Annotated in this window: 18 protein-coding genes; 9 read left to right on the top strand and 9 right to left on the bottom strand. The window is 73.0% G+C overall.

Going from position 1 to position 19,367, the window contains the following annotated elements; genetic code table 11:
* Nucleotides 1–23 precede the first annotated feature (23 nt).
* Nucleotides 24–476 (top strand): DUF4442 domain-containing protein, encoded by a 453-nt coding sequence (locus OHU89_RS09740; protein WP_405641725.1) that lies wholly within the window; start codon nt 24–26, stop codon nt 474–476.
* 51 nt (nt 477–527) lie between these two features.
* Here the strand turns inward: OHU89_RS09740 and galU are convergent, their stop codons facing one another.
* Nucleotides 528–1,484, bottom strand: coding sequence for a UTP--glucose-1-phosphate uridylyltransferase GalU (galU, locus tag OHU89_RS09735; protein WP_405641724.1), 957 nt, complete (start codon nt 1,482–1,484; stop codon nt 528–530).
* A 338-nt stretch (nt 1,485–1,822) separates the two neighbouring features.
* On the opposite strand from galU, the gene OHU89_RS09730 reads away from it, so the two are divergent.
* The 3 genes from OHU89_RS09730 (at nt 1,823) to OHU89_RS09720 (ending at nt 6,150) form a co-directional block, all read left to right on the top strand.
* Nucleotides 1,823–3,664 (top strand): RICIN domain-containing protein, encoded by a 1,842-nt coding sequence (locus tag OHU89_RS09730; protein ID WP_405641722.1) that lies wholly within the window; start codon nt 1,823–1,825, stop codon nt 3,662–3,664.
* Between the two features lie 177 nt (nt 3,665–3,841).
* Nucleotides 3,842–5,440 (top strand): carboxylesterase/lipase family protein, encoded by a 1,599-nt coding sequence (locus OHU89_RS09725; RefSeq protein WP_405641721.1) that lies wholly within the window; start codon nt 3,842–3,844, stop codon nt 5,438–5,440.
* Between the two features lie 65 nt (nt 5,441–5,505).
* Nucleotides 5,506–6,150 (top strand): DedA family protein, encoded by a 645-nt coding sequence (locus OHU89_RS09720; RefSeq protein WP_405641719.1) that lies wholly within the window; start codon nt 5,506–5,508, stop codon nt 6,148–6,150.
* A gap of 87 nt (nt 6,151–6,237) precedes the next feature.
* Here OHU89_RS09720 and OHU89_RS09715 read toward each other — a convergent pair whose 3' ends face one another.
* A complete protein-coding gene (locus OHU89_RS09715; RefSeq protein WP_405654402.1) occupies nt 6,238–6,765 on the bottom strand; it encodes a gamma carbonic anhydrase family protein in 528 nt (175 codons plus the stop codon).
* Between the two features lie 109 nt (nt 6,766–6,874).
* Between OHU89_RS09715 and OHU89_RS09710 the strand changes: the two genes are divergently transcribed.
* Complete coding sequence (locus OHU89_RS09710; protein WP_405641718.1) at nt 6,875–7,627, top strand: acyltransferase; 753 nt, start codon at nt 6,875–6,877, stop codon at nt 7,625–7,627.
* 11 nt (nt 7,628–7,638) lie between these two features.
* Here OHU89_RS09710 and OHU89_RS09705 read toward each other — a convergent pair whose 3' ends face one another.
* Entirely contained in the window at nt 7,639–8,496 is an 858-nt protein-coding gene (locus OHU89_RS09705; RefSeq protein WP_405641716.1) for an EamA family transporter, read from the bottom strand.
* A 93-nt stretch (nt 8,497–8,589) separates the two neighbouring features.
* Here OHU89_RS09705 and OHU89_RS09700 point away from each other — a divergent pair, with 93 nt between their 5' ends.
* A complete protein-coding gene (locus OHU89_RS09700; protein ID WP_405641714.1) occupies nt 8,590–9,162 on the top strand; it encodes a helix-turn-helix domain-containing protein in 573 nt (190 codons plus the stop codon).
* Nucleotides 9,163–9,182: 20 nt separating this feature from the next.
* Nucleotides 9,183–9,740, top strand: a complete 558-nt coding sequence (locus OHU89_RS09695) for a YbaK/EbsC family protein (RefSeq protein WP_405641712.1) — start codon at nt 9,183–9,185, stop codon at nt 9,738–9,740.
* 76 nt (nt 9,741–9,816) lie between these two features.
* On the opposite strand, the gene OHU89_RS09690 is transcribed toward OHU89_RS09695, so the two are convergent.
* Nucleotides 9,817–11,040, bottom strand: a complete 1,224-nt coding sequence (locus OHU89_RS09690; protein WP_405641710.1) for a 4-hydroxybenzoate 3-monooxygenase — start codon at nt 11,038–11,040, stop codon at nt 9,817–9,819.
* A 91-nt stretch (nt 11,041–11,131) separates the two neighbouring features.
* Here OHU89_RS09690 and amrS point away from each other — a divergent pair, with 91 nt between their 5' ends.
* Nucleotides 11,132–12,184, top strand: a complete 1,053-nt coding sequence (gene amrS, locus OHU89_RS09685; protein WP_405641709.1) for an AmmeMemoRadiSam system radical SAM enzyme — start codon at nt 11,132–11,134, stop codon at nt 12,182–12,184.
* A complete protein-coding gene (locus OHU89_RS09680; protein WP_405641707.1) occupies nt 12,181–12,393 on the top strand; it encodes a radical SAM-modified peptide, FtsH ternary system-associated in 213 nt (70 codons plus the stop codon). Before amrS ends, OHU89_RS09680 begins: the two co-directional genes overlap by 4 nt.
* A gap of 27 nt (nt 12,394–12,420) precedes the next feature.
* Here the strand turns inward: OHU89_RS09680 and OHU89_RS09675 are convergent, their stop codons facing one another.
* The 5 genes from OHU89_RS09675 to OHU89_RS09655 form a co-directional block, all read right to left on the bottom strand.
* Nucleotides 12,421–15,543, bottom strand: a complete 3,123-nt coding sequence (locus tag OHU89_RS09675) for a hypothetical protein (RefSeq protein ID WP_405641705.1) — start codon at nt 15,541–15,543, stop codon at nt 12,421–12,423.
* A gap of 187 nt (nt 15,544–15,730) precedes the next feature.
* A complete protein-coding gene (locus tag OHU89_RS09670; RefSeq protein ID WP_405641704.1) occupies nt 15,731–17,455 on the bottom strand; it encodes a hypothetical protein in 1,725 nt (574 codons plus the stop codon).
* Between the two features lie 3 nt (nt 17,456–17,458).
* Nucleotides 17,459–18,229, bottom strand: coding sequence for a hypothetical protein (locus OHU89_RS09665; protein ID WP_405641702.1), 771 nt, complete (start codon nt 18,227–18,229; stop codon nt 17,459–17,461).
* Nucleotides 18,226–18,501 (bottom strand): hypothetical protein, encoded by a 276-nt coding sequence (locus OHU89_RS09660; protein ID WP_405641700.1) that lies wholly within the window; start codon nt 18,499–18,501, stop codon nt 18,226–18,228. The genes OHU89_RS09665 and OHU89_RS09660 overlap by 4 nt, the downstream gene beginning before the upstream one ends.
* Before the next feature lie 3 nt (nt 18,502–18,504).
* Nucleotides 18,505–19,311, bottom strand: a complete 807-nt coding sequence (locus OHU89_RS09655; RefSeq protein WP_405641699.1) for a hypothetical protein — start codon at nt 19,309–19,311, stop codon at nt 18,505–18,507.
* Nucleotides 19,312–19,367 lie beyond the last annotated feature (56 nt).

The raw sequence follows: 19,367 nt of genomic DNA, 5'->3' as shown, positions 1-19,367 counted from the left end.
TACTCGTGGGTAACATGCCCGTCATGAGCGCAGACCAGATGTCGATCGGCGAGATGCTGTCCGCCACCGTCCCCATGGCCCGGACCCTGCACCTCGAGTTCCTGGAGACCACGCCGGAGAAGGCCGTGGTGTCCCTGCCGGACCAGGGCGAGTACCACAACCACGTGGGCGGCCCGCACGCCGGCGCGATGTTCACGCTCGGCGAGACCGCCAGCGGCACCATCGTTCTCGCCGCGTTCGGGGACCAGCTCTCGCGAGCCGTGCCGCTCGCCGTCAAGGCCGAGATCGCGTACAAGAAGCTCGCGATGGGAGCCGTCACCGCCACCGCGACCCTGGGCCGCCCTGCCGCCGACGTGGTCGCCGAACTGGACGCGGGGGAGCGCCCCGAGTTCCCGGTGACGATCGAGATCCGCCGTGCCGACGGGGCGGTGACCGGTGAGATGACCGTGGTCTGGACCCTGCGTCCCAACGGCTGAGCCGCGCGTCCTGACGAGGCCCCGGCCGTCGGTCGGGGCCATGGTGTGTGATCAGGCCGCGAGCCGCCGGCGTTCGGCTCCGCCGTTCTCGGCCGCCGTGACGAACTCCTTGAGCCAGGCGAGGAATTCGGGCCCCAGGTCGGGCCGGTCGCAGGCCAGCCGGACCACCGTGCGCAGATAGTCCGCCTTGTCGCCGGTGTCGTAGCGCAGTCCTTCGAAGACGACCCCGTGCACCGTGCCGCCCATGGCGAGTTCCTGGAGGGCGTCGGTCAGTTGGATCTCGCCGCCGCGGCCGGGAGGGGTGCGCTCCAGGGTGTCGAAGACCGCGGGGTCGAGGACATAGCGGCCGATGACCGCGTAGGTGCTGGGCGCGTTCTCGGGCGACGGCTTCTCCACGAGCCCGGTCACGCGGACGACATCCTCGGCACCCGTTTTTTCCACGGCGGTGCAGCCGTAGAGATGGATCTGTTCGCGGGGTACCTCCATCAGCGCGACGACGCTCCCGCCGTGCTCGTCACGGACGTCGAGCATCCGGCTGAGCAGTGTCTCGCGCGGGTCGATGAGGTCGTCGCCGAGCAGGACGGCGAACGGCTCGGCGCCGACGTGCCGACGGGCGCACAGCACCGCGTGGCCGAGGCCGAGGGGTTCGCCCTGCCGGATGTGGTGGATGTTGGCGAGGCGGGCCGGGTCGCGCACGGCGTCGAGGCGGACCGTGTCGCCCTTCGCCGCGAGGGCCTGCTCCAGCTCGAAGGCGTGGTCGAAGTGGTCCTCGATGGCCCGTTTGTGGCGACCGGTGATCATCAGCACGTCGTCGAGACCGGCCGCGGCCGCCTCCTCCACGACGTACTGGATGGCCGGCTTGTCGACGACCGGCAGCATCTCTTTCGGCGTCGCCTTGGTCGCGGGCAGGAAGCGCGTGCCGAGCCCTGCGGCCGGGACGACCGCCTTGCGTACGGGGCCGCCGGGGGAGGAGGGCGCGGGGTCGATGGGGTTGTGGGGGACGATCATGCGGCCCATGCTGGCCGACGGGAATGAGAGCTTCCAGGGAGAGACATGGGAGCGCGCTGTGTGTCGGGCCCGAGGTCGCGAAAGTTGGAGATTTCGTGTGTCAACTGTCTTTGGTTGCACACAACTTGGGGTCGGCCGGTTCGGGGCTTCGAATGCGGGTGCGGATACCGCCGGTAACTTATCTGAATTCATTGCGTTTTGAACCTTGGTCACTCGAACTTCTTGTTTCCCATGATTCACGTGTGCGAAAGTGACCGCCCCGAATGACCGCACCGTACCTGACGCGGCATAGGTATGCACCAATCACGCACCTGCTTTCCGGCGGACGCGCAATAGCCATGCCGTCCTGCGGCTTGGAAGGAAATGGTTCAGTGCAATCCCCTTACCCCCCAAGGCCCCCCTATCAGCCGCGACCCGGAGCCACTCCGGGGGAGACCGACCGAAATCTCGTCGCCCAATTGGGCGGTGCCGAGGGCGGTGAACGGGCTGTCGCGCTGCTGATGGCCCGGCACTGGCGGGCCACCCATGACTACGCCGTCATCTGTCTGGCCTCCTCGTCCGGTTCGGCGGAGCTCGTGGCCGCCGCGGCGTTCCACCGGGTGCTCGGACGGGCGGGCGGGGGTGCGGTGCGGCCCCAACTCCTGACCGCCGTACGGGACACGGTGAAGGAGTGGGCCGCACAGGACCGCATTTCCGCGGCGCTGCCGGAGCTGGGCAAAACCACCGGCGGCCGCGGACTGCGCGCCGCACGGGGTGCCACCCCCGAAAGGCGACAGCTCGCCGAGCGCGCATTCCAGGCCCTTCCGGGTGCCTCCCAATGCCTGTTGTGGCATGTCGAGGTCGAGGCCGAGCACATATCCGTACCGGCCGGTCTGCTGGGGGTCGACATCCCCCAGGCGGCGGACGGGTTGGAACGGGCACGCGACCAATTCCGGGAGGGCTGTGTACGAGCCCACCGGGAACTCGCGCCCTCCAAGGACTGCCGCTTCTACAACCGCCTCCTCGACGTCCCGATTCGCCGTGGCGGCGCCCTGCTCCCCGATGTGCAGCAGCATCTGATGGAGTGCCGCCACTGCCGGCACGCCGCCGAACAGCTCAGCCATTTCGAGGGCGGCCTCGAGGCGCTGCTCGCCGAGACGGTGCTCGGCTGGGGCGCCCGGCGCTATCTCGACTCCCGGCCCGGGCGCGGTGGTTCGAGCCAGTCTTCGGCCGCCCGTCCGCGCGGCGGCCGGCACCGGCCCACTCGTGTCGCCGCACCGAGACGGCACACCAAGGCGGCGATGGTCGTGGGCCTGACCTCCTTCGCCCTGCTCGCGACCGTCCTCGTCGCCAAGGGCTGGTCCGATGACAACGGTGTCCCCGACCCCGGTGTCACCTGGGGTGCGCCCAGCGGCAACAACATCGTGCCCAGCCCCGACTCGGTGCCCTCGTCCGACGGCTCCCCGTCGGCCGCCTCCGCGAGCGAACCCGTGGAGATCGGCCAGGGCCGACTCCGCAGCCGCGCCGCCGACCTCTGCCTCGACATCCGTGGGAACAAGGCCGAGGCCGGCTCCGCGACGGTGCTCGCGGCCTGCTCCCCGGCGCTGTCCCAGCAGTGGTCGTACCAGGACGACGGTCTGCTGCGCAGCCTCGCCGATCCCACACTCTGTCTCGGCGCCGACACCGATGACGGTTCGGTCGTCCTCGCCGGATGCCTGGTGCACGCCGGGGAGGTCCAGTACGACCTCACCGTCCGCGGTGAACTCCTGCTGCGCTGGGGCAAGGGGCTGGTCGTCGCACCCGACAAGGACCTCGACGTCGTAGTGGTCGAGCGCGACGGATCCGCGGACCAGGGGTGGCTGTTCGAGACGGCGGACACGCCCACCGCGGAGACGCGGAAGAAGGGCGAGACGGAAGAGAGGGAAGACGGGACGGAGAAGACGGAGAAGGGCGGGACGAAGGAGAAGGGGGAGAAGGAGGAGGGCGAGGATCGCCAACTCCCGGACACCACCTCGAAGTCACCCACCGCCGCGCCGGTGCTCCCCGAGGAGCCCGACGGCCACGCTCCGGGCGAGGCGGGTGAGTACGAGCCGCGCGCGGCCCAGGTCGACCACCGGGACGGACCCGAGGATCCGGGCGTCCTCCAGGACGTGCCGGTCGAGGGAACCGTCGTCACCGCGGTCGGATTCCTCCTTCACTGACCCTGGGGCCGCCTCGTCGAGGCGGCCCCTCCTTCGGTTCTTGTCGGCATCCGGCCGCTTCTTGTTCAACTCATTGACACGAGTCACCAACGGTCATAGTTTTCCCGCCGCGCCCATGGCGTTTCCCACCGGATGTGTTCACAAAGTCGTGCCCGCACACCGAAGGAGTGACGGCTCATGACCGACACCGTCTCCCGGCGACCGGCCCTGCGTCCGCTGGGCGGGGCGATCGCCGTCGCCCTGACGGCACTCGCGGCCGCGCTGACCCCCGCACCCGCTCGGGCGGTCGGCACGTCCGACCCCGTCGTCCGTACGGAAGCGGGTCTCGTACGAGGTGAAGTCACCGCCGAGGGACGGCAGTTCCTCGGCATCCCGTACGCCGAGCCGCCCGTCGGCGCGCTCCGCTGGAAGGAACCGAGAGCGGTCCGGCCGTGGCACGGGGCGCGTACAGCACAGGACTTCGGCAACAAGTGCGTCCAGGCGTCGAGTTGGGACCCGGGGTACGAGCAGCCCTCGCACACCGAGGACTGCCTCGACCTCAATGTGTACGTCCCCGAGGGCGCCGGACACCGCCCGGTCATGGTCTGGTTCCACGGCGGCGGGCTCACCGCCGGGGCCGGACAGGACATCGTCCCCGACACCTTCGCCCGGCAGACCGGCACGGTCGTGGTCACCATCAACTACCGCCTGGGCGCGATGGGTTTCCTCGCCACCGCAGGTCTCGACGATGAGGCCCGCGACGGGGTCTCCGGCAACTTCGGCATGCTCGACCAGCAGACGGCGCTGCGCTGGGTCCGAGCCAACATCGGCCGCTTCGGCGGCGATGCGGGCCGTGTCACCATCGCCGGAGAGTCCGCGGGCGGCCGCTCGGTCTGCACCCAGCTCGCCTCGCCCACGGCGAAGGGGCTGTTCCGGGCGGGCGTCATCGAGAGCGGGGCGTACGACGACTGCGCCGCCCGGACGCGGGAGACGGCCGTGAGCCAGGGAGCCGCGTTCGCACGGCAGCTCGGGTGCGAGACGGTCGCCTGTCTGCGCGGCAAGACGGCCGCCGAAGTCCTCGCCGCACAAGGGGAGTTCGACTGGGGGCCGGTGGCCGGCGGACGCTTCCTGCCCACCCAGCCCTCGGACGCCTTCGCCCGGGGGGCCGCCGCCGGGGTGCCGGTGATGAACGGGGCGAACCAGGACGAGGGCCGGCTCTTCGCCTTCGCCCGCTTCGACCTCGGCGGGAAGCCCCTCACGGCCGAGCAGTATCCGACGGTCATGCGGGAAGAATTCGGCGAGCAGGCGCTGCGGCGCTACCCGGTCTCGGCGTACCCGACCCCCACGATCGGCTATGCCACGGCCCTCGGCGACCGGCTCTTCGCGTGCAGCGCGCTACGGCTCGACGGCGTGCTCGCCGGTCGCGGACCGGTCTACGGGTACGAGTTCGCCGACCGCACCTCCCCGCCGTTCGCCTCACTGCGCAATCTGGGGACCGACTTCGACTTCGGGGCCACCCATGTCAACGAGTTGCAGTACCTCTTCAAGCACTTCGGCCTCCGGTCCCCGCTGAACACCGAGCAGAAGGTGCTGGCGCGGCAGATGGTCCAGTACTGGGGATCCTTCATCCGCGGAGGAGCGCCGCGGGCGGACGGACAGCCCTCGATGCCCGGCGGGACGGGGACCGTGCTCTCGCTGCGGACGGCGTCCGCCGGGGGTAACGCCTTGAGTGCGACCGTGCACCGTGAGCACCGGTGCAACCTGTGGGACTCCGCCACCGTCCCACTCAACGGGTAGGCTGCCCCGGCGCACGCTCGCGTGGAGCGTGCGCCGGAAACACAGGACAACGGGAGGAACCGGCGGTGCACGTCCAGGAGTGGCTCGAGACCGTACCCGCGGTCAGCATCTATCTGCTGGTGGGCCTGGTCATCGGCCTGGAGAGCCTGGGCATTCCGCTGCCCGGCGAGATCATCCTCGTCTCGTCCGCGCTGCTCGCCTCCCAGCACGGTGAGATCGACCCGTTCATCCTCGGTGCCTGCGCCAGCGCGGGAGCGATCATCGGCGACTCGATCGGCTACGCGATCGGCCGCAAGGGTGGTCGGCCGCTGCTGGCCTGGCTGGGCAGGAAATTCCCCAGGCACTTCAGCGAGGGGCACATCGCCACGGCGGAGCGGTCCTTCGAGAAGTGGGGCATGTGGGCCGTCTTCTTCGGCCGGTTCGTCGCCCTGCTGCGGATCTTCGCGGGGCCGCTGGCGGGTGTGCTGCGGATGCCGTACTGGAAGTTCCTGATCGCCAACGTTCTCGGTGGGATCCTGTGGGCGGGCGGTACGACGGCCGTCATCTACTACGTGGGGATCGTCGCGGAGTCGTGGCTGAAGCGGTTCTCGTGGCTGGGGCTGGTGCTCGCCGTGCTGATCGGGCTCACGTCGATGCTGGTGCTCAAGCGCAAGGCCGCGAAGGCGCAGAGTGCGGTGCGTGAGGCTGAGACCGTAGGGGCTTCTGACTGACGTCGGGCGCGGGTGGTCTGTGGCCGGTCGCGCCCACGCGGCGGTAGCCGCAAATCGACGCAGCCCCGCGCCCCTCAGGGCGTCGGTCTAGCCGTGGATTTCTCCGTGAGCCTTCGCCAGGTCCGAGTACAGGGTGCCGTTGAGCGTCACTCCCTGCTTCTCCTCTTCCGTCAGCTCACGCCGCACCTTCGCCGGTACGCCCGCCACCAGTGAACCCGGCGGTACCTGCATCCCCTGCGGGACCAGTGCCTGTGCCGCCACCAGCGATCCCGCGCCGATCACCGCGCCGTTCAGCACGGTCGCGCCCATGCCGATCAGACAGTCGTCCTCGACCGTCGCCCCGTGCACCACCGCGTTGTGCCCCACCGACACCCGCTCGCCGATCGTCACGGGGAATCCCGGGTCGGCGTGCAGGGTGCAGTTGTCCTGGATGTTGCTCTGCGCGCCGACGGAGATCCGCTCGACGTCGCCGCGGACCACGGCCCCGTACCAGAGGCTCGCCCCCGCCTCCAGCGTCACGTCGCCGATCACCGAGGCGGTGGGGGCCACGAAGGCCTCGCCGTCGATCTTCGGTTCCCGGCCGCCGATGCCCGTGATCAACGCCTTGTGCGTCATCGCCTTCTCCTCGTCGTCGTTGACACCGGCACCGTACGCCACGCGCGTGGGGCGAAGATCACAGGCCCGGTCGACCAGCGCCCCACCTCACCCTGAGTACGGTGACCTCGTGCCGAAGAAGAACACGTTCTCATCCTGGTGTCGCAGCCTCACCCAGCGTGCCGTCCACGCGGGCTGGGCCTGGGTGCAGCGCACGGGTTCCGTGACCGCCGAGCACCCGGGACGGTTCCGCTTCGGCGCGCTGGGCGAGCACTCGCGGCTCGCTTTTCCGCTCGGCACGGTCTTCGGGGAGCCGTGGATCACGCTGGGTTCGCACTGCATCGTCGGTGAGCAGGTCACCCTGACCGCCGGTCTGATGCCCGACCTGGACCTCGGTCCGGAGCCGATCCTGCGGATCGGGGACGGTGTCGTCCTCGGCCGTGGCAGCCATGTCATCGCCGACACGACGGTCACCATCGGCAGCGACTGCTACTTCGGGCCCTATGTGTACGTCACGTCCACGAACCACTCCTACGACGATCCCCACGAGCCCATCGGCAAGCAGTGGCCGCGGATGGAGCCGGTGGAGATCGGCCCGGGCTGCTGGATCGGCACCGGTGCCGTGATCCTGCCGGGGGCGCGGATCGGGCGGAACGTCGTCGTGGCGGCCGGCGCGGTGGTGCGCGGTGCGGTGCCCGACCACGCCGTGGTGGCGGGGGCGCCCGCCAGGGTCGTACGGCGATGGACTCCCGAGGACGGCTGGCAGCCGCCGCTGCGGACCCCGGCGCCCCGGCCGATCCCCGAGGGGGTCACACCGGAGCAGCTCAACGCGCTGGCCGGGATGGACGAGGCGACCGCGGCGAAACTCGCCGAGCTGGACTGACCCGGGACGGCTCAGCCGGTCGCCAGCAGCAGGGTGCCCACCAGGGCCAGGCCGGCGCCGGCCGCCTGGACCGTCCGCAGCCGTTCGCTGAGGAAGCCGCGTGCGGCGAGGGCGGTCACCACGGGGTAGAGGGAGGCGAGCACCGCCGCCACGGTGACCGGGCCCAGCCGGGCGGCGATCGCGTAGGTACCGTTCGCCGCGACGTCCGCGAGGCCGACGAAGGCCAGCGCCGGGAGCGAGGCCCAGGGGAAACCGCCCGCCGGGAGCGCGGGGACGCCCTTGCGGACCGAGACGTACAGGGCGCCGCCGCCCACGGCGACATTCACCACGCGCTGCACGAAGAGGGCGAGGAACAGGCCGGTGACCGTCGTGGACGCCTCCGCGATCAGGGCGAACACCGTGCCGAAGCCGAAGGCCGCGACCAGGGTGAGCAGGATGGTCTGCCGCTGCACGGGGGCGCCCCTCAGCTGCGGGCCGCCCGCGAGGACGACACCGAGGACGGCGACCCCGATCCCCGCGAACTGCACCAGACCGGGGCGCTCACCGAGGAAGAGACCCACACCGACCGGGACGGCCACGCCGAGGGTGCCGAGCGGGGAGACCACGCCCATCGGGCCCAGGGCGAGCGCCTTGTAGAAGCAGATCAGGGCGACGGGGCCGACGAGTCCGGCGGCGACCGCGAACCACAGCCGCGGCCCGGCCTCGCTCCAGCCGCCGGTGGCGACCACGATCACACCGAGCACGACCGTCGCGATCGCCTGCGAGACGACCACCACCGTGAGCGCGGGGGTGCGCCGGGTCAGCAGTCCGCCGCCGAAGTCGGCCAGCCCCCACAGGAGGCTGGTGGCCAGGGCGAAGAATGCTGTCACGGGGTGCCTCGCAGTACAGTTCGGTGAACGATCGGGTGCACCTCACCGTAGTTCAATCGGGTGCACTGTGTCATACAGAATATTGGACGTGATGTGTCGGACCTCGATCTGCTGACCCAGTCCCTGGCGCGCAATGTCAAGCGCTGGCGGACCGAACGCGGCTTCACCCTGGACGCGCTCGCCGCACGCGCCGGAGTCAGCCGCGGCATGCTCATCCAGATCGAACAGGCCCGGACCAATCCGAGCATCGGCACGGTCGTGAAGATCGGCGACGCCCTCGGCGTCAGCGTCACCACCCTGCTCGACTACGAGCAGGGCCCGAAGGTGCGTATCGTCCCGCCCGAGCAGGTCGTCCGTCTGTGGCACACCGACGCGGGCAGCTACAGCAAGCTCCTCGCGGGCACGGAGGCACCCGGCCCACTGGAGATGTGGGGGTGGAAGCTGATGCCGGGTGAGAGCAGCTCCTCCGACCCGCACCCGGTCGGCACGGTCGAGATCGTGCATGTCACGGTCGGCGAACTGACCCTCACCGTCGACGGCGTCGAGTACCGCGTCCCGGCCGGCTCCAGCGTCACCTTCGAGGCCAACGCCTCGCACACCTACGGCAATCAGGGTGACGTCCCGATGGAACTGCTGCTGGCCATCTCGGTGCCGGCCGCGCCCTGAGCGGCTGTTAGCGTGCGGCCATGGACGCACCCATCGGACACTTCGACAACGCCCGGCCCGCCCCCGACTGCCTCGACGAACTGACCGCCCCCGTCGCGGACGCCGTACGCCGCTGGAGCGGCAGCGTCCCCGCCGAGCAGATCGTCTACGTCGAGACCGACCCGCAGTGGGCCGACACGGCCGTCTTCGTGCAGCACTACGGGCAGGAGCTGCTCGAACAGTCCGCGAACTGCGTCGTCGTCGCGGGCAAGCGCGGCGGAGAGTCCCAACTGGCCGCCTGTGTCGTCCTGTCCACCACCCGCGTCGACGTCAACGGCGTGGTGCGCCGCCAACTCGGCGCCCGCAAGGCCTCGTTCGCCTCGATGGACACGGCGACGGGGGAGAGCGGCATGGAGTACGGCGGCATCACCCCCGTGGGACTCCCCGCCGACTGGCCCGTGCTGGTGGACTCGGCCGTCGTCGACCTGCCCTACGTCCTGGTGGGCAGCGGACGGCGGCGCGGCAAGCTGCTGGTGCCGGGGAAGGCGTTCGCGGAGCTGCCGGGTGCGGTGGTGCTGGAGGGGCTCGGGATCGTCTGAGCCCTTGAGCTCAGGCCGCGGTGTGATGGGCGAGGGTGTGATGCGCGACGACCGGCCGGTTCGCGACTGAGAGGGCTCAGTACCCGGATCCCTTGCCCAGGTACTGCTCCGCGAAGGCCGACGCCGCGGACGGGGAGCCGAAGAGGCGGCGGAGGCGGGCCAGGGTGGTGCCCGCGCGGTAGGGGTCGTCGGAGGAGGTGCCGTGGTAGATGTCGGAGAGCCACTGGGAGAACTCCTGGTAGTCCCAGACCCGGCCCAGGCACGCGGCCGAGTAGCCGGACAGGCCCGTGCCGTCGCCCTTGCCGAGTTGTGCGATCAGCGCGTCGCCGAGCAGGAACGCGTCGTGCAGGGCGAGGTTCATGCCCTTCGCCGCGATGGGCGCCGTGAGGTGGGCGGCGTCGCCGGCGAGGAAGAGGCGGCCGAAGACCATCGGTTCGACGACATAGCTGTGCATGTCGAGGACGCGCTTCTCGATCAGCCGGCCCTCCGTGAGGGGCGGTGCGCCCGCCGCTCCCAGGCGCTCCCGCAGCTCCGACCAGACGCGGTCGTGCGACCAGTTCCCCGGGTCGTCGCCCGGCGGGCACTCCAGGTAGTAGCGGGTCACCTCGGGGCTGCGGGCCATGTGGCCGGCGAAGCCGTTCGGGTGCATGCCGAACACCATGCAGTCGTTGGAGGGCGGGGCCTCGGCGAGCAACGCCAGCCAGCCGATGCCGTAGTCGTAGCGGGAGATGTGCGCGCGGTCCGGCGTCAGCACGGCGCGGGTCGCGCCGCGCGCGCCGTCGCAGCCCGCGACGAAGCCGCAGTGGATCAGCACGCGTTCGCCCGACTCCGGGTCCGTGTACGACACCGACGGGCGGTCCGTGTCCAGGTCGTGCAGCTCCACGTCCCGCACGCCGAACCGTATGTCGCCGCCGCGCACGTCCGCGTACTCGCGCACCAGGTCGGTCACCAGCAACTGCTGTGGGTAGATCCAGTGATGATGTCCCGTCAGCTCGGCGTACTCGAACCGGTACCGCTCCCCGCCGAACCGGAACTCGCACTCGGCGTGCCGCTGCGCCCGCTCCAGCAGGTTCACCGCGAGGCCCCGCTGCTCGAGACCGCGTACCGCCCACTCCTCCAGAACCCCGGCCCGGGGCCGCTGTTCGATGAACTCACGCGTCTCGATCTCCAGGACCACGCAGTCGACGGAGGCGGCCCGCAGAATGTTCCCGATGGTCAGCCCCGCGGGCCCGGCGCCGATGACGACGACCGGACTGCGCTGCGCAGCACCGGAGTTGGAGTGGGGGGTGGGGGAAGTCATCCGAGCATTATGTCCGCGCCCTGTGGCAGCCGGGAACCGAGTACCGTGGAAATCCGGGTGACCGTGCGGTGCTCGTGAGCGGGGTGATGGGTTGGACGGGGCGATCGCTTGGGTACCGGCCGACTTCTACCGTCCCGTCGACGGTGGCCTTCAGTGCACCCTCTGCCCCTTCCGCTGCCGGCTGCGCGACGGTGACACCGGCGCCTGCAAGGTGCGCCGGCGGGAGGGCGACCGGGTCCTGACCGCCACCCGGGGCACCACCGTCGAGCACTGGTCGTCGGTCGAGCGCAAGCCTCTCTACCACTTCCGGCCCGGCCTGCCGCTGCTGACGCTGGCCCCGCCGGGCTGCTCGTTCCGCTGCGACTACTGCGTCAACCACCGTGTCTCCCAGTACGGCAGGGACCCCGCCAGCCGCGTCGCCCCGCGCGACACCGACCCCGAGGCACTGGTGCGGACCGCGGCCGAGCGGGGCGGCGGCATCGCCCTGTCGTACTCCGAGCCCTCCCTCGCGGCCGAGCTGACCCTCGAACTCGGGGCGCACGCGCGGACGTCGGGGGTCCCGGTGGTCTGGAAGAGCAACGGCTTCCTCACCCCCGAAGCCGTGGAGCGCGTCGCGCCGGTCCTCGCCGCCGTCAACATCGACCTCAAGGCGGCCGACGAGGAGGAGCACCGACGGCTCACGGGCGCACCGCTCGCCCCGGTCCTGGAGACGGTGCGGTCGATGAAGGCCGCGGGGGTGTGGGTCGAGGTCAGCACACCGCTGATCCCCGGGACCAGCGCCGAGGACGAACAGCTCGCGAGGATCGCCGAGTTCGTCGCCGGGATCGGCCCCGACACCCCCTGGCATCTGCTGCGCTTCACCCCGACCTACCGGATGCACCGCCAACGGCCCACCTCACCGGAGCGGTTGGGGCGAGCGGCGCGTATCGGACGGGACGCGGGACTGCGGTACGTGTACGTCGAGCGGGCGCTGGGCGCCGACGGACGCGCCACCCGATGCCCGGGGTGCGGTGCCGAGGTGGTGTCGCGCGGGGTGTGGGGGCAGGCCGAGAGCCGCCTGCGCGACGGGGGCTGTCCCGGGTGCGGGGAACGGATCGCGGGTGTGTGGAATGACGTCGAGGAGAGCGAGGGGAGCCGAGGATGAGTACCGAGTACCGCTTCGTGGAGGACCTGCCGGACCTGATCGACGCGTCCGAGTACGACGAGCACCCCGAGGGACGGCTCGTACGGCTGCGGATCACCTGGGACGAGCAGGGCGTTCAGGTGCTGGGCGACGCCTTCCGACCGGACCTGCTGGAGGCCCTGCTGGAGAAGATGGGGCCGGACGAGGTGGAGCAGATGCTCTGCGGGTGACCTGGGGCCTGCTCCACCGGACAGACCCTAGAGCCGGCCCAGGATCTGCGTGAGCACCCGCTGCAGCTCCTCCCCGCCCGGTTCCGGCGCCAGCACCCACGCGTCCGGGCCCTCGGGCGGCACCGGGTGGTGCGGATAGTGGACCCGCAGGGTCAGCGGACCGGGCACGGGCAGCGGGGGCTCGTGGGCATGGGTCAGCAGCAGGGTGCGGGGCTCGCCCGAGTCCACCGCGGCAAGGCCGCGCGCCGCCTCGCGGGCCAGGGCCGTCGCACGCACCGGGGCGGCGGGTTCGGGCATGACCGGCGTCCACAGCCGGCGCAGATCCGCCGCCGACGTCAGCCGGTCGGGCGGGCCGAGCCCGTCGAGACGTACCAGCGCCACCGCCCGCTCGGCCTCCAGCAGCGCCGCCGCCAACAGGTGGGCGCACAGCCGCAGACAGCTGCCGACCTGCCCCAGCGCAGCGGCCCCCGTGTCGAGGACGAGCACGGCGTCCCGCTCGGTCCACGGCAGCCGGCCGCGCCGCGTCCGGTACAGCAGGGCGTCCTGGGCCCACAGGGCGTTCAACAGGGGTGCCGGGAGCGCCATCTGACCCGGCACCATACGGTCCGGCGGGCCGTGCCGGGCCCACTGGGCCGGGGCCCCGGCGGTGGTCGGGCCGGGCACGTCGTCGCCCAGCGGCACCGGCAACCGCGACGGCAGGCCGGGCAGCCGGGCGGCGGCCTCCGCGGCCGAGGCCCACGGCCCTTCCGCGAGCCGCAGCGGCAGCGCCGGGTCCTGGCACACCGCGTCCGGACCCAACAGGGCCAGCAGCGGCAGGAGTTCGCGGTGCACCCGGTCGAGGGCCGCGGCCAGTCCGTCCGCCGTCACCGAGCGCCGCTCCGGCTGCTCACCGCTGCCGCGCAGCCCCCACTCCAGCGTCGTCCGCAGCTCCTGCAGCGGGATGCCCGGCGGTGGGACGTACCGCGGGTCCGGCGGCAGACGCGACGCCACCACCGCGCTCAGCGCCGGATGCGCGGCCCGCGGCCAGCCGAGCTCGCGCAGGGCGCGGGCGGCCCGCCCCTGGTGCAGGAGCCGCCGTCCCGCGGGCGCCGCCGGTCGCAGCAGTGCCGAGATGTCGGCGAGCGCGTCCAGCGGGACGGCGGCGTCGACCGCGGCGGCCATGGTGCCCAACTCGGCGAGATACTCGGGTGATTCGGGCAGCGTCGGGCCGGGCTCCGTGGTCTCCTCGGAGGTCAGCACGTCCCACAGGACCGCGCGGCCGCCGCTGTACGTCGTCGCCAGGCGGCGTCCGTCGGGGGACCACCGCACGGACCACACGGGACCCGGCGGAGGGCCGTCGGGTTCCAGGGCCATCGCGACCGTGCCCCGGGCCACGTCCCACACCTCGACCACCGAGGTCGCCTCACCGGGACCCGGTGCGGCGAGCAGCGATCCGTCCGGCGACCAGGCCAGGGCCGGCGCCCAGCCGCGACCGCCGGGCGTGCCGAACTCCCGCTGCACCCGCCAGGTCAGCGTCGACCACACCACCGACGGCCCCTGGCCCGCGGGCGGTGTCGCGGCCAGCCGGCTGCCGTCCGGCGACCAGGCGACCCGGGTGGCGAACGCGCCGGAGGGCAGGGCCAGTCGGCGGGCACGCTCCAGACGCGGCATGTGCCACAGCACCACCGCGCCCGCGGTGCCGGCCGCGAGCAGCGTCCCGTCGGGGGACCAGGCGGGGCGGCCCGTGCCCTGGGGCAGATGCACACTCCTGGGCCGCTGCGCGGGGGCGCCCCGGGCGTCGAGGGTGTGCACGTAGAGGTGGGTGGGCGCGAGCCCGGGCTCGGGCACCGCGAGCGTCGCCGTACCGTCGCGGGGCGCCGGGCACCACGCTGGCGCCTGGCCGCCCTGGAGTACGGCACGCGTCTCACCGCTGTCCGGGTCGAGGACCGTCAGTCCCGTCTGCCCGTCGCGAGAGGCGCAGGCGAGCAACTCGGGGGACCCTGGGGAGAGTTCGAGGTCGTGGGCGCCGCCCGGTCCGGTGGCCGCAGTAGCTGTCCAGTCGGTGCCGGGCCGACCCGGGGTCCGGGCGGCGAGGGTGCCCGGTTCCGTCTCCAGTACGCAGCGGCCGTCGCGCGCCGACCAGGCGACCGCGGGGGCCCACAGCCGGTCCCCGCCGTCGTGGAGCAGCGTCGGCCCGGCGATCCGGGGCGCGCGGTCGCGCAGCGACGGCAGCGCACGGCCGACGGACCGGCACATCGCCGCGGCCCAACTGCGCAGCAGCACCCCGACCCGGCGCTCCGCGGGGTACGGGGCCGCGTCCGGCAGCTCCCACAACTCCGGTCCCGCCAGCACCCGGCCGGTGGGCGACACGCTCAGGTCGCGGGCCGAGCCCGCCCGCGCGGGGAGGTGGGCGACGGGTTCCAGCGCACGGTCCAGGACGAGCAGCGCCCCCTGGTCCGTGGCGGTCACCAGGAACCGTCCGGTACGGCTGAAGCCCAGCCCGAGCACGGCACCGGACACCGCGGCGTCCGCGAGCGCACGGCCCGTGGCGCGGTCGACCAGGTGGACGCCGGTCGCGTCCGCGAAGGCGAGCGCGTCCCGGTCGGGGGACCAGGCGAGGGCGGTGACGGCCGTGCGGCCGGTGCAGGGGGCGAAGTCCATCCGGACCGGGGAGACGCTCCACAACTGCAGCGCGGTGGCGGTGGCCAGACAGAGCTGACGGCCCTGTGGATCCCAGGCCAGCGCGACCACGGGGTCCACGGTCGGCAGCGCGGACGAGGCGAGGGTGCCCCGGTGATGGAGCAGCACTCCGCTGCCGGCGCAGGCCACCCACAGCCCGTCGGGCGACACCGCGAGCGTGTGCGCGCCCGCCGGCACCGCGAACCCGTCGTCGGCGAGGGCCCCGCTGTCCCCGTCGTACACCTCCACCCGTCCGCCCCGCAGCACGAACACCTCACCACCGTCAGGGCCCCACGCCACCGCCTCCGGCACCCCCTCGCCGGGCGCCGACCACAGCACCCGCCCGGTGTCGTCACGGCAGGTCAGCGCACGATCCGTGAGCTGGAGGAACGCGGTCCCGTCACGGGAGAGCCCGGCACACGGCCCGTCGCCGGTGAGGGCGAGGAGACGGCGGGGGGTGGGCGGCGCGGGGGCGTCGGGGGCCGCGGTCATGTCCGCCCCGGGGCGCGGTGAGGGGCTGGTCGACGTCGTACGGTCCCGGCTCGGCGCGGCGCGTCCGGTGCGTCCGGTGCGGACGTGCCGGACGGACGGCGTTCTTCCGGTACGACGGTGAGGGCGCCCGGCGTGGCGCCGTCCCGGGACGCCGACGCGGCATCCCTCAGGTCCGGCGCGACCGCGCTCACTGTTCCTCCGTCGCGTCCAGCGCCGCCGCCTCGTACAGTCTCGCCGCCTCCAGGAGGTCCCCCGCGGAGCGGTACGCCTCGGCCGCGCCCTCGTGGTCGCCGAGGGCGCGCAGGCGGGTGGCGCGTTCCAGGGCCTCGCCGGGATCGTGGAGGGTGGTCGGGTCGGTGGGGTGGGGCGAGGTGGTCGTGCCCGCCAATGTCTCCAGGGCGTCCAGGAGTTCGCGGCCCGCTTTGGAGAGGCCGCTCGACACCTCGACCGGGTCCGGTGGGGTCCACAGGGTCCAGACGGGAACCATCGGGGTCAGGGGGAAACGGTGTCGGCCGCCGTGCCAGCAGACCACCGCGGACATGCCGTCCAGGGCGAAGAGGCGGGCGCGGGCCGACGGCGGCAGCGGGGGTGCCAGGGTGTGGCCGGACTCCAGGAACAGGCTGCCGGGGCCGAGTCGGCGCAACGGTGTGCCGAAGGGCAGATCCCGGGCCAGGCCCGCCGGTTCGAGGAGCAGGTGGCAGCCGGGGCCCGGCAGCAGGAACCCGGCCTCGCCCAGCGGGCGGCCCGGCAAGTAGCGGCGCAGCAGGGGGAGTTCGTCGTCGTGCAGCAGCACCGCGTCGACCGCGGTCTCCGCCCCCGCATCGGCCACGACCCGGACCTCCACCGAGGGTTCCCGCGCACCCTCCGGCAACTCCCGGGTGGAAGCGAGCGGTTCGGGCGGGACCCCCACCAGTTGCGCCGGCACCGGTGCGGGCGAGCCGAGCGGCTCCAGCCGCAGCGGAGGCCACTCCTCCCGGTCGCCGACCAGCCACAACTCCCCTTCCGGCACCGGGGAGTACAACAGCGCGTCGGACACGGGAGGGTGCAGTCGTACGTCCAACAGCAGCCGCTCGCAGGACACGACCGGGCGGCAGACCGCGGTCCGGGGGAGGGCCGACAGTGCCACGGTCAGGGCGTGCGGGAGCGCGTCGGAACCCTCCAGGGACACCAGCGTCGTCTCCCGTTCCGTCGGGTCCGCCTCCAGGGAACGCACGCGTACGGCGAGCGTCGACACCTCCACGCCGAACGCGAGCGCCTGGCGGACGACCGAGGGGAGCAACTGCGGGGCGGTGAGCACATGGAGCGTGCGGCGGACCGTGCTGCCGGGTGGGGCGAGCGGCAGCCGGGAGACCAGGTCCACCACGTCGAGCCGGGGCCAGGACAGAACGTTGCCCAGCTGTCCCGGGCCGCCCCCGAGCGCGCCGTGCGGGAGGACCGGCAGGGCCTCCGCGCCGTGCAGGGTCAGCAGTTCGGCGCCGACGGCCGGTCCGATGACGCTGAGCAGCCAGACCGCCCCGCCGCCGGGCTCCGCGTGGCAGCTCCACTCCGCGGCCCCCGCGCTCTGCAGCGCCTCGAGCGCGCCGAGCGCGCCGAGCGCCCGGTGCGCGGCGGGGAAACGGCCGGCGACCCGCCAGTCGACGGCCGGGGGCGGTGAGTACGGCACCGGCGGCACCGGTGCCGGGGCGTCCTCGTCCGGGGGGCGTGCCGGACGCACGCTGAAGCGGATGCCGTGGTCGGAGCCACCGCCCGGCTGACGCGGCGGATACGCCGGGGGATGGGCGGGCGGTGTCGGCGGGGGAGCGCCACGGGTCGCGGGCCGGGCCACGAACGGGGTCGGCGGGCTGCCGGCGGTGCCGTTCTCCGAGCTGATGCGGTTGAGCAGACGGCGCAGCGGGCTCTCGGGGCGGTCCATCGGTCAGGGGCCCTCCGCCCGGCCGGTGTCCGTCTCCGCGGGCGGTCCCAGCGGCGGTCGGGTCGTGGGGGCGAGGCGGTTCGCCGTTCGGTTCTGCGTCCGGTCGGCGTCCGTGCCGGTGGTGGGTTCCGACGGGAGCCAGGCCGCGGAGCCGAGGCGGTCCGTGGCCCAGTTCCGCCAGCGGTTCAGGACATCGGCGCCGCCCGGGGCGTCGTACGCCGCGCGGAACAGCCGCGCGCCCCAGTCGAACCGCTCGACACGGTCCGCGGCCTCCACGGCCCAGTCCAGCATCAGCCGGCGCTCCGTGCGGGCGGCCAGTGACGGCAGCCGGGCCTCGATGCGGGGGAGGAGGTCGAGCAGTGGGCCCGCGGGGCCGCCGTCGAGGCGGTCGGTGAGGGCGCGGGCGAGTTCGAGACGCAGCTGCTGCGGACCCTTGCCGATGGCGTCGGCGCCGGCCAGCAGCTGCCGGGCCGGGGTGATCTCACCCGCGAGGAGCAGCTCCCAGGCGGCCTCCAGGCGGCGGCCCCGCTCCTGCCAGCAGCGGGCGGCGAGTTCGGGCCGGCCGAGGAGGCGGTAGCAGCGGGCCGCCTGCTCCGGGTGCCCGGCCTGGCGGTAGGTGCGGGCCGCGTGCTCCAGGTCGCCCGCCCGCTGGTAGGCGTCGGCCGCCGACCACTGCCAGCCCAGGAGGTCGTAGCAGCGGGCGGCCTCGGTGTGGGCCTGGGCCTCGGAGTAGCAGCGCGCGGCCTTGAGCAGCAGCCGGGTGCGCCGGCTCATGATCTCTCCTGTTCACCCGAGGTCTCGGTCTCCTCGTCCTCGGATCGCAGCTGGGCCGTCGGCTGCGGGTCGTGCCGCCACCGCGGCGGTTCCTCGAACGGAGTGACCTCCTCGACATCGGGCCTGCGGGCCAGTACCTGCCCCAGTTCGGCGCTGATCCGGTCGTGCTCGGCATCGTGCTCGGGGCCGGAGCCTGAGCCGATGTCGTCCACCTGGAACAGCTCGACCTCTCCGGTCTCCGTGTTGAACCGGAACCGCACACGCACCCGCATCGGTCAGTTCTCCATCCCGAGATCGAGCTCGAACTCGATGTCGATGCCGTCCTCGGATTCCTGCTGGCGGACACCGGTGGCGCCGTGCTGCCGGGCGAAGTCGAGCAGGGCCCTCTGATAGGCGGTGGCCAGGACGCCGTTGACCGCGCGGAGTCCGTCCCGGCCGAGTGCGGTGATGCGTTCCCGGTTGCGGGTGTCCAGGTCGGCGCGCACCCGTTCCCGCTCCTCGGCCAGCCGGGTCCGCGCGTCGGCGTCGGCGGCCTCCTGCAGCCGGGCCTCCGCGGCGGCGGCGGCCGTCGCCGACTCCCGGTCCGCCTGCATCCGCAGCCGGCCGGCCAGCTCGAGGGCCCGCTGTACCGCGTCGGCCTCGGCCGCCACGTGTGCCTCGCGCTCGGCCACCTCGCGGGTCCGCCCGGCGAACCCGTCGGCGTAGTACCGCCCTTCGGCGCTGCCGGTGGCCTGCTCCCGCACCGCGCCCCGCAGCGTCTCGGAAGCGCGGCCCTCGGCGGTCACCGAGTCCTCGAGGCGTGCGGTGACGACGAGTTCGCCGGTGCCGGGGTCGTAGCGGACCTGACCGTCCGGCAGGGTCAGCACATGGCCGCCCTGTTCCACGTGCCATTCCTCGGCCGTGGCGAGCGTGCGCTCGAAGACGAGGCGGGTGGCCTGTCCCAGGGTGCCGCCGAAGGGATGGCGCACCTCCAGCTCGCTGACCACGGAGTCGCTCGCGCTGGCGCGGCGTTCCAGGGCGAGTTCCCACGCCTCGACGACGTCCCGGGTGGCCTCGACACGGACCCTGCGCGGATTGCACATGTAGCTGGTGTCCCCCTCATTCCGCAGCGGGGCGCGCGCGGAGCGCGCCCTTCGGT

The sequence above is a fragment of the Streptomyces sp. NBC_00019 genome, assembly GCF_045041015.1.
Classification (GTDB): Bacteria; Actinomycetota; Actinomycetes; order Streptomycetales; family Streptomycetaceae; genus Streptomyces.
Note: the sequence above shows the minus strand (reverse complement) of the source record. Positions and strands in the feature narration are given on the sequence as shown.

What these genes read in the sequence shown, in the direction of transcription:
- OHU89_RS09725 (WP_405641721.1), top strand. Translation starts at nt 3,842, where the DNA reads ATGACCGACACCGTCTCCCGGCGACCGGCCCTGCGTCCGCTGGGCGGG.
- OHU89_RS09680 (WP_405641707.1), top strand. Translation starts at nt 12,181, where the DNA reads ATGAGTACCGAGTACCGCTTCGTGGAGGACCTGCCGGACCTGATCGAC.
- OHU89_RS09730 (WP_405641722.1), top strand. Translation starts at nt 1,823, where the DNA reads ATGCCGTCCTGCGGCTTGGAAGGAAATGGTTCAGTGCAATCCCCTTAC.
- OHU89_RS09715 (WP_405654402.1), bottom strand. Translation starts at nt 6,765, where the DNA reads ATGACGCACAAGGCGTTGATCACGGGCATCGGCGGCCGGGAACCGAAG.
- OHU89_RS09675 (WP_405641705.1), bottom strand. Translation starts at nt 15,543, where the DNA reads ATGACCGCGGCCCCCGACGCCCCCGCGCCGCCCACCCCCCGCCGTCTC.
- OHU89_RS09665 (WP_405641702.1), bottom strand. Translation starts at nt 18,229, where the DNA reads ATGAGCCGGCGCACCCGGCTGCTGCTCAAGGCCGCGCGCTGCTACTCC.
- OHU89_RS09660 (WP_405641700.1), bottom strand. Translation starts at nt 18,501, where the DNA reads ATGCGGGTGCGTGTGCGGTTCCGGTTCAACACGGAGACCGGAGAGGTC.
- OHU89_RS09655 (WP_405641699.1), bottom strand. Translation starts at nt 19,311, where the DNA reads ATGTGCAATCCGCGCAGGGTCCGTGTCGAGGCCACCCGGGACGTCGTC.
- OHU89_RS09690 (WP_405641710.1), bottom strand. Translation starts at nt 11,040, where the DNA reads ATGACTTCCCCCACCCCCCACTCCAACTCCGGTGCTGCGCAGCGCAGT.
- OHU89_RS09740 (WP_405641725.1), top strand. Translation starts at nt 24, where the DNA reads ATGAGCGCAGACCAGATGTCGATCGGCGAGATGCTGTCCGCCACCGTC.
- OHU89_RS09695 (WP_405641712.1), top strand. Translation starts at nt 9,183, where the DNA reads ATGGACGCACCCATCGGACACTTCGACAACGCCCGGCCCGCCCCCGAC.
- OHU89_RS09670 (WP_405641704.1), bottom strand. Translation starts at nt 17,455, where the DNA reads ATGGACCGCCCCGAGAGCCCGCTGCGCCGTCTGCTCAACCGCATCAGC.
- galU (WP_405641724.1), bottom strand. Translation starts at nt 1,484, where the DNA reads ATGATCGTCCCCCACAACCCCATCGACCCCGCGCCCTCCTCCCCCGGC.